Origin of the sequence: Acinetobacter legionensis, from assembly GCF_048552295.1 — a bacterium.
GTDB lineage: Bacteria > Pseudomonadota > Gammaproteobacteria > Pseudomonadales > Moraxellaceae > Acinetobacter.
Genome location: NZ_JBIMCW010000049.1, coordinates 1 through 12570, shown reverse-complemented (window position 1 = coordinate 12570; position 12570 = coordinate 1). Strand labels below are relative to the sequence as shown.

General features: G+C 38.5%; 9 protein-coding genes and 1 rRNA gene. 3 read left to right on the top strand and 7 right to left on the bottom strand.

Annotation, left to right across the window (positions count from 1 at the left end; all coding sequences use genetic code 11):
• Positions 1-3592, bottom strand: a 3592-nt coding sequence (locus ACG916_RS21050; protein WP_419378808.1) for an ESPR-type extended signal peptide-containing protein, incomplete at its 3' end; no start/stop codon positions are given.
• A gap of 731 nt (positions 3593-4323) precedes the next feature.
• Here ACG916_RS21050 and fmt point away from each other — a divergent pair.
• Together fmt and rsmB are read left to right on the top strand one after the other, a co-directional pair.
• Positions 4324-5283 carry a methionyl-tRNA formyltransferase gene (gene fmt / locus ACG916_RS21045; RefSeq protein WP_105714786.1) on the top strand — a complete coding sequence of 320 codons (960 nt, stop codon included), beginning with the start codon at positions 4324-4326 and terminating at the stop codon, positions 5281-5283.
• Entirely contained in the window at positions 5280-6587 is a 1308-nt protein-coding gene (gene rsmB, locus ACG916_RS21040) for a 16S rRNA (cytosine(967)-C(5))-methyltransferase RsmB (protein WP_419330741.1), read from the top strand. The genes fmt and rsmB overlap by 4 nt, the downstream gene beginning before the upstream one ends.
• Before the next feature lie 50 nt (positions 6588-6637).
• On the opposite strand, the gene ACG916_RS21035 is transcribed toward rsmB, so the two are convergent.
• The 4 genes from ACG916_RS21035 to ACG916_RS21020 all read right to left on the bottom strand — a co-directional run bounded on the left by ACG916_RS21035 (position 6638) and on the right by ACG916_RS21020 (position 10675).
• Complete coding sequence (locus ACG916_RS21035) at positions 6638-6781, bottom strand: methionine/alanine import family NSS transporter small subunit (RefSeq protein ID WP_004718897.1); 144 nt, start codon at positions 6779-6781, stop codon at positions 6638-6640.
• A gap of 10 nt (positions 6782-6791) precedes the next feature.
• Positions 6792-8270 carry a sodium-dependent transporter gene (locus ACG916_RS21030; protein WP_419299898.1) on the bottom strand — a complete coding sequence of 493 codons (1479 nt, stop codon included), beginning with the start codon at positions 8268-8270 and terminating at the stop codon, positions 6792-6794.
• Positions 8271-8579: 309 nt separating this feature from the next.
• Positions 8580-9167, bottom strand: a complete 588-nt coding sequence (locus tag ACG916_RS21025) for a DUF1287 domain-containing protein (RefSeq protein ID WP_419299896.1) — start codon at positions 9165-9167, stop codon at positions 8580-8582.
• A 59-nt stretch (positions 9168-9226) separates the two neighbouring features.
• On the bottom strand, positions 9227-10675 hold the full coding sequence (locus ACG916_RS21020; RefSeq protein ID WP_419299895.1) for an aldehyde dehydrogenase family protein: 1449 nt from the start codon (positions 10673-10675) through the stop codon (positions 9227-9229).
• A gap of 137 nt (positions 10676-10812) precedes the next feature.
• On the opposite strand from ACG916_RS21020, the gene ACG916_RS21015 reads away from it, so the two are divergent.
• Positions 10813-11559 carry a TIGR04219 family outer membrane beta-barrel protein gene (locus tag ACG916_RS21015; protein WP_262084742.1) on the top strand — a complete coding sequence of 249 codons (747 nt, stop codon included), beginning with the start codon at positions 10813-10815 and terminating at the stop codon, positions 11557-11559.
• 266 nt (positions 11560-11825) lie between these two features.
• On the opposite strand, the gene ACG916_RS21010 is transcribed toward ACG916_RS21015, so the two are convergent.
• Both ACG916_RS21010 and rrf read right to left on the bottom strand, forming a co-directional pair.
• Entirely contained in the window at positions 11826-12158 is a 333-nt protein-coding gene (locus ACG916_RS21010; RefSeq protein ID WP_419316007.1) for a hypothetical protein, read from the bottom strand.
• Between the two features lie 260 nt (positions 12159-12418).
• Positions 12419-12533 (bottom strand): 5S ribosomal RNA (gene rrf, locus ACG916_RS21005).
• Between the last annotated feature and the right edge of the window lie 37 nt (positions 12534-12570).

Sequence of the window (12570 nt, the reverse complement as noted above, 5' to 3'; positions counted from 1 at the left end):
CCGTATAAATATCTTGACCATTTGCACCTGTAGTTTTTGCAACCCCTGCTATATTGCTTCCACCTGCAACTTCAGTTTTTGATGCCGCAGATTTAGAGTCAACATAGGTTTTATTGGTCGCATCTGTACCTGCTGTTGGTGCATTGTTGACTGTTACTTTATTTGCTGTAACTTGTGTTGCTGTAATCCCTGCATTGTTAATAACCGTTGCACCTGTAGTAACACTACCAGCTGTACCTAAGTCTAAGTTTGGATTTAACTTAACTTGTACGCCATCAGTAGTCGCAACTGTACTAATGTTCGTATCACCAGTGATGGAAACTGTATCACCTAATTTTTTAGTTGTGCTCGTCGCTGCGGTATCACCTTTAAAGGTTAAGCCAGTATTATCAACCGCTGTCTTCGCATCTACACCTTTTTGAATATCTGTTTTAGTGCTTGTTGCAAGGTCAACTTTATAGTCAGTAACATTGTTTGCATCTTTAGTTCCTGCTGTCACTGTGACAGCTGATGAACCTGCTGATGCTGTTGTACCATTAGCATTAACCGTATAAATATCTTGACCATTTGCACCTGTAGTTTTTGCAACCCCTGCTATATTGCTTCCACCTGCAACTTCAGTTTTTGATGCCGCAGATTTAGAATCAACATAGGTTTTATTGGTCGCATCTGTACCTGCTGTTGGTGCATTGTTGACTGTTACTTTATTTGCTGTAACTTGTGTTGCTGTAATCCCTGCATTGTTAATAACCGTTGCACCTGTAGTAACACTACCAGCTGCGCCTAAGTCCAATGCATTCGATAACGCAACTTCGACTTTACCTGCATTTACTTTAGTCGTGATATTACTGTTTGAACCGACTATATCAACCGCTTCACCTAGCTTCTTGTTAACAGTCGTACCGTCTTGCGCTTTTAAACCAAAGCCCAAGTTTGTCAATGTTGCACCAGCATCATCTACATATTTTTTATTGGCTGCATCTGTATTGTTTGTTGGCGCAGCAACATTGGTAATGGTCTTATTACCTGCATTAATACCAGTACTCGTAACGCTTGGACCACCTGTAATCGTCAATCCACTGTTATCTAACTTAGAATTGCCTGTAGTGACACTGCCAGCTGCGCCTAAATCTAAGTTTGGATTTAACTTAACTTGTACACCATTCGCTGTCGCGACTGTACTAATGTTCGTATCACCAGTGATGGAAACCGTATCACCTAATTTCTTCGTAGTGCTTGTCGCTGCGCTATCACCTTTAAAGGTTAAGCCAGTATTATCAACAGCTGTCTTCGCATCTACACCTTTTTGAATATCTGTTTTGGTGCTTGTTGCAAGGTCAACTTTATAGTCAGTAACATTGTTTGCATCTTTAGTTCCTGCAGTCACTGTGACAGCTGATGAGCCTGCTGATGCGGTAGTACCATTGGCATTAACCGTATAAATATCTTGACCATTTGCACCTGTAGTTTTTGTAACCCCTGCTATATTGCTTCCACCTGTAACTTCAGTTTTTGATGCTGCAGCTTTAGAGTCAACATAAGTCTTATTTGTCGCATCCGTACCTGCTGTTGGTGCAGCAACATTTGTAATCGCTAACCCACCGGCATTAATACCTGTTGTTTTATTGATAACAACGCCACCAACTGCAACCTGATCTGCTGTAACACCTGCATTGTTAATAGTGGTATTACCCGTTTTAACACTGCCAGCTGCACCTAAATCTAAGTTTGGATTTAACTTAACTTGTACACCATTCGCTGTCGCGACTGTACTAATGTTCGTATCACCAGTGATGGAAACCGTATCACCTAATTTCTTCGTAGTGCTTGTCGCTGCGGTATCACCTTTAAAGGTTAAGCCAGTATTATCAACAGCTGTCTTCGCATCTACACCTTTTTGAATATCTGTTTTGGTGCTTGTTGCAAGGTCAACTTTATAGTCAGTAACATTGTTTGCATCTTTAGTTCCCGCAGTCACTGTGACAGCTGATGAGCCTGCTGATGCGGTAGTACCATTGGCATTAACCGTATAAACATCTTGACCATTTGCACCTGTAGTTTTTGCAACCCCTGCTATATTGCTTCCACCTGCAACTTCAGTTTTTGATGCTGCAGCTTTAGAGTCAACATAAGTCTTATTTGTCGCATCCGTACCTGCTGTTGGTGCAGCAACATTTGTAATCGCTAACCCACCGGCATTAATACCTGTTGTTTTATTGATAACAACGCCACCAACTGCAACCTGATCTGCTGTAACACCTGCATTGTTAAGAACAGTATTGCCTGTTGTAACTGATGTGAATGTAGGATTGTCAGAAATCGAAACTTTAATTTGGTTTGCTGTAACCGCTGTAGAAATATTTTTACTATCCCCAATCACTGCAACAGATGAACCTAATTTCTGGCTCGTTGTTCCAGTTGTTCCTGTAAATGTAATTGGTTTAACCACTTCAGCATTTAATGCACTCACTGCAGCACCAACATTATTAACTGTTGTTGTTGATGCATCTGTTTTTGTGATTGTATAACTTGGAGCAGTAATACCGCCTGCCGCTGTACCCGCTGTAGCCCCACCACCTAAAGCCGTCGCTGTATCTGTTGCTACCTTGGCCAACTCAGTATTGGTATTAAATAATTGGCTACCGTTAATTGCATCGGTACTAGACGCTGTAACCTGACCCGCTGCGACATTTTGTATTTGTCTTTTTATTGTACTTGAACCAACGCTCACAACACCTGTGCTCGCTGTACCCGTTGCAGTGTAAGATTTACCATTAATCGTTTGAGCGGTGCTGTTTACGGATGCTGATGTTGTCGTACTTGCTCCCAGTGCTGTACTACCAGCAATAGATGCATTTGCCCCATCACCTATAGCAACAGCGCCACTCGCAGTTGCATTCGTTCTTGCACCTAAAGCAACTGCACCTGTTCCTGCCGTTGAGACTGCAGACTGCGCCCCTATTGCAACAGCATCAGTTCCAGCAGACTGCGCACCTTTAACCGCATTACCACCAATAGCAACGGCGCCACTAGCAGAAGCGGTAACTGCATTAGCAACTGATAAAACATTTCCATTAGCAGTACCTGTAGCCGTTCCACCTAATGCTACAGCATTTTGTCCTGTTGACTGGCTGCCTTCACCAAGTGCAGTACTACCTACTCCTGTTGCTCGACTCTCTACACCCACAGCCGTACCAAAAGCATTGGCTTGGCTATTATGACCGATAGCTGTTCCTGCATTACCTGTAACTTCTGAAAACGCTCCATATGCAGTTACAGCCGAAAGATCATTACCTTTAGCATTACAACCAGCAACAGTAGAGTATGTACCAGAACCATCCGTTGCCTGGCCACCAGTCGTTCCAGGATTTATAGTACCGACAATCCCATTAGAGCGAGTTATACAATTATTTGAATCTGTATTTATAACATTCGCGGTTACATCGGATGAAAAAGTGATCATCAAACTAACTGTTGCTGCCCCAATAATTCCAGTTACTTTTGAAGACTTGGTTTTCCCTTTTGCCAATTCAGAAACTGCAACCCATGCCGACAAAGTCGCATTCCAAATCACTTTGTAGATCTTATTCATATTACTTTTCCTTTAGGAGGTGCATTACAGCCGCTGATTTCGCATCAATAATGCATATAAAATGTACAATTTTTTTTATTTAACAATTTACATACATTTAAAGCAATAGAAAAATTGAGATATATTTCACTTATTTTGTTTTTTTAAACACATGGTCTAAACTTTTAAATAAAAAGCAAAATAATCATAAATTTTATACCTATAAATCAGCAATTTATATATCAATCAAAAAACATTAAGATTTATTAAATACATATTGTTCTTAAATTGAGCATGTGACAAAATTTGTCACATTTATCAAAATAATGTGAGACTTAGTTTACATTTGACAAATTGTTAAATTCCGATTAACTGCCTATGCTTATTCAGTTAACAATTTTTTACTGCGAAATTTGTCACAATAACTCCAGTTTCAATTTCTAAACCATCTGTTTATTTAGATTAAGTTAAAAATAAGATCTATTTCTATCAATTTAAAGTGAAAAATTTTATTTTAAAAAGTGATATTTATTTTAAAAATGGATATTGGTTAATTTAGACTTACGCGAATTTTAAGGGTATTGTAAAAGGCATCTGCTGACTGTTTTCAAAGCAGATAGATGATCTGAACAAAATATACAATTGATCGTATTTTATTTTTTACATAGAAAAACCCGTATTTTCATTTGAAAACGCCACCGCATAATCAGGTTTGCTATAATTCAATTTAAAATTTAATCTGAGCATAACCTTTGAAGATCATTTTTGCAGGTACACCCGAATTTGCAGCTTCTGCTTTAGCAGCACTCATTGAAACTGATCACGAAATCGTCGCTGTGTATACTCAACCCGACCGCAAATCAGGTCGTGGACAAAAAATGACAGCTTCAGCCGTGAAACAACTTGCGCTCGCAAACAACTTACCCGTCTATCAACCACTTCATTTCAAAGCATCGACAGACGAAGGCTTAGCGGCTCAACAAGAATTAGCAGCTTTGGGCGCAGATGTAATGGTGGTTGCGGCTTATGGTTTAATTTTGCCTCAAGCCGTATTAGATACACCGCGCTATGGTTGTTTAAATATTCATGGTTCTTTGCTACCACGTTGGCGTGGTGCCGCTCCGATTCAGCGTGCCATTGCAACAGGTGACACTGAAACCGGAGTAACAATCATGAAAATGGCGGCTGGACTAGATACAGGTGATATGATCTTTAAAACAGTGTGCCCAATCACAGTAGAAGAAACCTCAGCGACTTTATATGACAAACTTGCGATTCAAGGCGCTGAAGCAATTTGCGTGGTATTAGAATCAGAACAAAAATTACAACAATATTTAGATGCACGTGAAGTGCAAGATGAACAATTTACGGTATATGCACATAAACTCACAAAAGCTGAAGCGCAAATTGATTGGACTAAATCAGCAGTTGAACTGGATCGCAATATTCGGGCATTCAATCCTTGGCCAGTCGCATTTACACCAATAGATGAAAGCAATAATTTACGTGTATGGAATTCTCAAATTTCAGACCTTACAGCCAATGGCGAAGCACCCGGAACCATTATCGAAATGAACAAACAAGGTGTACATGTGCTGTGTGGAGATGGTGTGATTTGTCTGACTAGCCTACAATGGCCAGGTGGTAAAGCCATTAACCCTGTACAAATTATACAAAGCCATAAACTTTCAGTAGGAAATATATTCGCATGAGCCAAATTCAATCATCTGCAAAAAATTTGAATTTGCGCGCACAAGTGGTCAAAACACTTTTAGCTGTTCAAAATGGACAGTCTTTGGCTTCCGTTTTAAACCAACATATCAATATTGTTTCTGAACGTGATCGTGGTTTATACCATGAGCTTACTTTGGGCTGTTTACGTCAGTGGAATTCTTTAAAAGCAATTACCTTACCCTTGCTCACAAAACCGTTAGACAATGAAGCACTAGAAAGTTGCTTATATTTGGGTTTATACCAGATTTTATGCACCCGTATTCCTGCACATGCGGCGATTTCAGAAACTGTCAATGCAGCGAAACAATTAGGTTTTGAACCGATGAGTGGTTTGGTCAATGCCATCCTTCGTCGTGTTTCACGTGAAACAACTGAGTTTCAAACGGCTTTGAATAATACCCATGGTTTACCAAGCTGGCTGTTCAAACGACTTAAAAAAGATTGGGCTGATCGACTCCCTGAAATCTGTCAAAACTTAAAACAAGTCGCTCCACTAACACTTCGTGTCAATGAACGTCAAATTAGTCGTGATGAATATCTTGATATTTTAGATGAAGAACAGATTGATGCTCGTCCTTGTACACTTTCAGATGTTGGTATTGTTCTGGAACAAACGGGTAATATTACTCATTTACCAGGCTTTGAAGAAGGCGGGTTTTCTGTTCAAGATGAACATGCTCAATTGTGTGTAACACTGTTACCCAACTTAGATGACAAAGTCATTATCGATGCTTGTGCAGCACCGGGTGGTAAAGCAGCTCATATCTTAGAACGTTTCAATCCTAAAAAATTAATCGCACTTGATCATGATGCTAAACGCTTATTGCGTGTTTCAGAAAACTTGGAACGCCTTGAATTAAATGTTGATGCAACAGTTGAAATCATCACAGCAGATGCTACAACATGGGTGCCTAAAGAGTTGGTCGATTGCATCGTATTGGATGCACCTTGTTCTGCTATTGGTGTTATGCGTCGTCATCCTGATATCCGCTTATTGCGTCAATCTACAGATATTCAGCAAGTGGTCGATCTGCAAAAGCAAATTTTAAAGCATATGTGGCAGCAGCTTAAAGTCGGTGGAACACTACTCTATATTACCTGCTCAATTCTGAAAGTTGAAAATGAACAGCAGATGGTCGAGTTTTTTGCTGAACATGCAGATGCTGAAGAAATCAAGATTGACGCAAACTGGGGAATAGAACAAATTCACGGTCGCCAACTGTTGCCTGAAGCGCATCATGGTGATGGTTTCTATTATTGCCGAATTCAAAAAACAGCTTAAAAAACGCATTAAAAAAGCAGGCTAATTCGCCTGCTTTTTTTGACTCAAGTTTAAAGGGTATGGTGATCTTTGACCTCTTCCAGAACTTCATCCAGTTCTTCAGGGTTTTTCATCAAATGTAGGATCGATAAAATCAACCCACCCCATAAAAAAACCATTGAAATAATCATCATCACGATTGCAGAAGTATTCATTTTGACGCTCCTATCGATCTTTCATTTTGCTAAGGACTAAAGCAATAACAGCACAGAAAATCACACTGCCCCAACCAAAGAACATCAACATACTTGAACTATAGGTATCGTATCCATTTTTAATCAAGCTAAAAACTGTCATAGTTAAAGTGACCAGCAAAATTAAAGATGTGATTACAGTTAAAGTGAAATCCCAACCTTTACCAAGTTGCACAGTTGAAATACGATTCACATGATCTCGTAACTCCATCAATGCTGAACGGTTAAACCATGCTATCGAAATAATTGACAATAATGCACCACCAATAATCCCAATGTTATTGATAAAGTGATCGACGATATCCACCAGTTTAATCGAGTTCACGCTAGAGAATAAGAAAATTGAAACCAGTGCACTACCACCGCCAATGATGCTTACGGCTTTTTTACGTCCCCATTTTAACTTATCTTGCATCGCTGCAATCGGCACTTCAAGAATACTCACCATTGAAGAAATACCCGCAACAAATAAAGAAGAGAAGAACAGTAAACCGAATAAATCAGCACCAGTCCCTAAACTAGAAATGATTTTAGGAAAAGCAATGAATGCCAAACCAATACCACCACTGACCACTTGATCTACAGGCTTGCCTGCTGAAAATGCCATAAAGCCCAGCGCCGCGAAGATACCAATACCTGCAAGGATTTCAGTAGACGCATTGGCAAAACCAACGATAAGGCCCGAGCCTGTTAAATTGGTTTTTGGTTTAAGATACGAGGCATAAGTCACCATGATCCCAAAGCCAACAGAAAGTGAAAAGAATGTATGACCAAATGCTGCAAGCCATACTTTATAGTCCCACATTGCTGCCCAGTTCGGTGTAAAGAAAGCATTTAAACCTTGAACTGCACCGGGTAAACGCAACGCTTGAATAACAAGAATCGTGAACAGAATAAACAGTAAAGGCATGAAAATTTTATTGGATAATTCAACCCCTTTTTTCACACCACCGAATAAGATGATCAGTGTTAATGCCCAAATTCCCACAATTGGCCAAAATAAATGACCAACAAACTGAAAATCAAAACTTGTTGATTTTGAAGTTTGTAAATAGGTATTGAAGAAGAAGTTTTCAGGATCACTTCCCCACAATTGACCTACAGAAAAATAAACATAACTGCCAGCCCATGTCAGTACGCTGGCATAATACAAACCAATAATGATACAGACACAGACTTGCCACCAACCTAAAGTTTCACCCCCTTTAAATAAAGCACGATAAGCTTTAGGAGGTGAAGAATTACTTTTATGCCCTGTCGCATAGTCTAAAAATAACAGTGGCAAACCTGCAGTGATAAGTGCAATTAAATATGGAATTAAAAAAGCGCCACCACCGTTTTCATAAGCAATGTAAGGGAAGCGCCAAATATTACCTAAACCGACAGCCGATCCAACAGCTGCGATAATAAAACCTGATCGTGATGTCCAGTTTTCACGAGATTCTGTCATAAAACACCTAATTCTGTAGATGTCCTCAAATGCTGCTTTTTTTCATTGTGATCTGCGAGCAAAAGAAGTACCAATTTTAAATTTTGTTGTTTGAATAAAACAGCACCTTTTGGGTGCTTTGTTATTATTCCAAACCAGTAACTTTGCAAACTTCTCGGTTAAAGTGCATCAACAAGATTACTGTTTAATGTTGTAACAATACTCGTTTTGCAGCGCTTTTTCTGTAATTTGTGTCTATTTTCTCAGGTTTTTTTTACTTTTTATTGCACATGGTTAATTTTTAGCTATTTTGCTTGGAATTGCCTATTTCTAATTCACCGTCTTGGGTAAACGATAATGCCCAATGATTTTATATTCATGCAAAATGTCATTTTCACGTGTTCCATAACCAATGTTATGAATTACCAAAGGTGTTTTTGACAACATTGTGGTTTTATTTGAAATGATACCAATGTGGGTTAAGCCTTTACCTAAATCCCATGCCACGATATCACCTGCTTGATACTTTTGATCATTCACTTGATAACCTTGACGCTGAAAATAGGTCATGATATTTGGAACCCGTCGATGATCAATATTTCGATCGGTTGCTTTTAAACCCCATTTTTGTGGATATTTTTTAAAATTGGCTTTCATATCTTCATGAATACGTTGTTGCAGATCTATACCTTGATGGCGTAAGGCGCGAATAACCACGTCTGTACATACACCTTTGATCAATGGAACATCACCCATTGGATAAGACAACTGAGTATAAGCAGGATCATAATAAAGTGTTTTCAAAATCTGAGAACGTGCATCATTTACCAGTTTTTCAGATTGAAATGCCCAAATTTGCACACTCAGTAAGCAAAGTAAAATCATTAAAAATAATGAATTGAAAAATTTTATTATCATTTTTTAACTCTATATAAAACTCAAAGAAATAAGGAGCCGTAGCCCCTTAGAATATTAACTTATTGTTTGATCACAAGTAAGCGCTCTTCCTGCATATCACCAATTGCAGACTGAATCCCCTCACGACCTATACCCGAATCTTTCACACCACCATATGGCATATTATCAACTCTAAAGGTGGGTATATCATTGATAATTACTCCGCCCACGTGTAAATGATCCCATGCATAAAGCATCTTATTGAGATTTTGAGTATATACACCAGCCTGTAAACCAAAGCGACCTTGGTTAATCACTTCGATACCTTTCTCAAATGTTTTATATTTTTCTAAAATTGCCACAGGGCCAAATGCTTCATTTTGATAAATTTCAAGAGATTCATCGACATTTTCAAGCAAAGTTGGTTCAAATAAAACACCTTTTAAAGTGCCACCAATTAAGATTTTCGCACCCTTTTTCTCCGCTTTATCTACCCATTTTTTTAAACGAATCGCTTCAGCCTCTTTGATCATTGGACCCACTATCGTGGTTTCTACATGTGGATCTGCCGCAGATACTTTTTTCAATTTTGCTAAGATTTTTTTTCTAAATGCTATATAAATATCAGCATGGACTAAAATTCGTTGCACACTAATACACACCTGTCCCGCATGACCATATGCACCACCAATCACTCGATCAATCAATGCATCACTTATTTCTGTATCAGGTTCAATTAGAACAGCTGCATTCCCCCCCAATTCGAGGGTTACTTTTTTACGACCAGCACGTGCTTTCATATCCCAACCCACTTGATCAGAACCGGTAAAGCTGAGCAGCTTAAAGCGATCATCCGTCACTAACACATCAGCATGTTCTCGTGGACAAGGCAAAATTGAAAATGCGCCTTTTGGTAAATCTGTTTCAGCCAAAATTTCTGCGATTTTTAATGCGGAAATTGGCGTCAAACTTGCTGGTTTTAATACAAATGGACAACCCGCTGCAATTGCCGGTGCAATTTTATGTGCTGTTAAATTCAAAGGAAAATTAAACGGACTGATCAGAGACACTGCACCAATCGGCACATGTTGTACCATTCCCCGATATGCAGAAGCCGCAGCCGTTACAGCCAAGGGCATTAAACGACCATCATTAATTGTGGAGACTGCATCTGCCGCTAGTTGGAAAGTATTAATCAGCCTTTCAACCTCAGCTGCTGCAGCAAGTTTAGGCTTTCCACCTTCGATAATTAAAATTTGGGTTAATTCTTCACGGAGCTCTTTAAAGCGCTGAACACAATGTAACAGTATTTTTTGCTTCTGAAATGGTTTTAAAGCAGCCATTTCTTTCTCTGCTTTCACAGCTGCACTGATGGCTTTTTCTAAAATTTTTGCATCCGCTAAAGCCACTTTTGCATAAATTTTCCCCGAAAATTTATCATGAACTTCAAGCCATTGCCCTGATTTAATCGCTTTATTGGCGACATAAAGTGGGAATTCAATCACTGCTTGATCAATAGAATCACTCATCCTACACCCTCGATTTAATCTTTTTAATAATGCAAAATTTGATAAACCCCTATATCATGCCTTCAGTTGGTACAGTATTGAAATGTATTTAAGTAACAAAAATATAGGATGAAAAATCATTTCATCAAGAAGGACATATGAAATCTATTCAATTACCCTTATTTATCGCAGCCCTAGGTCTAAGTTCATTTGCTCAAGCTGATTTTATTGGTTTAAAAGGTGATATTAGTTATTGGAGTATTGGTGGAGATTCTCAAATCAACCACAAAACATCCAGTCTATCCAACAAAACGGGGACAGATAATTTATTATTAGATCCTTATACTGGGCTAAACGCAAAACATGATTTAGATACCAAAGGCACGATTCAAGCCTCTGTTGCTTTTGAGCACCCGATTCCAATCATTCCCAATGTAAAATTAAAATATACCAAGTTAGATACTGAAACTGAGTCTAATAATGAGTTTGCTAAAACTAAAATTGATTTAGACCATACAGATCTTATTCTTTACTATGAAATCTTAGACAACATTGTAAAAGCTGATGTCGGTGTAGGGGCAACTAAACTCAACGGTACTGTAAAGCAATTTTCACAAAATGTTGATGTTGATGAATATGCACCGATCCTTTATGCAGAAGCTGGCGCAAAACTACCATTTACAGGTTTAAGCGCAAAAGCTGAGGCGACTTATACCAATGTCAATGATGTAAAAATCACGGATGCTCAGGCTGAAATTCAATATGATTTTGTTAAATCTATTGTTTTAGATCTTGGTGCCAAAGTGGGTTACCGTGTTTTAAATATCGAACTCAGTGATTTAGATAACCGTGATATGAAGTTTAATTTTAAAGGGCCTTATATTGGTTTAAATGCCCATTTTTAATAGAGAATACCCGTTTATGATCATGTAAGCTTTTTCTTACATGATCTGCCGAATTATGCGTATAGGCAGAACAGCTAAATTTTAATACTATAAACACATCAGGAAACAGGAAGTTTCCATTAAAAACAAGAATAAGATAGGACGATAACGCAGGATAGCGAAAGGTACGACAGGAGTTATACCTCAGAACCAATACAAAAAACCTCAGGCATGGATGTCTGAGGTTTTTTATTTTGAATACACTAAAAACAATTGAAGTAAAAAACTTACCACTTCATAAAAGCCATTCCTTCAATAGCATCAATTTGAATCAGTTCAGTTTGTTTTTGAACCAGTTTAACCGCTTCATGCAAACTTATTGTTTTTGTATAAGAGCCTTTTTGATCAGGAACAGGAATATCTGCATCTAATGAATAATCATCATTAACGATAAACTGTAAAGTACGATCATTTTTATCAACGATCCCTAAAAAGTTTTCTGGCCTGATTAACACAGATTGCATTAGTTCTATGATTTCATCGATAGATGCATACTGATTTTGAGTGGGTAAAACCTCTTCACCATCATAATCTGTAAAGAAAAATTGGAAAATCAACATATTATTAACTGTTTTTATCGTAATGCTTTAATTTTTAGCATAAAGAAACGGCTGGTTCAATAGCTCGACTCTTTCTATATCCCTTACTTCAATAATGATCATGATGAGAGATACAGAAAATCAGTTCAGTTGCATCAATGCACAAGCTTAATCAGTCATCAATTAGCTTAATATAACGAGATCTGTTTCATTTCGCTATAAACACCGTGCATAAAAAAACACCCCGCTCTCGTTAGAGACCGGGGTGCTTTAGATTTAAAAGCTGGCGATGACTTACTCTCACATGGGTAACCCCACACTACCATCAGCGCTAAAAGGTTTCACTTCTGAGTTCGGGAAGGGATCAGGTGGTTCACTCTTGCTATTGTCGCCAGCAAACTGTTATGGACTTGTTCGGGTCTTATTTAAATGC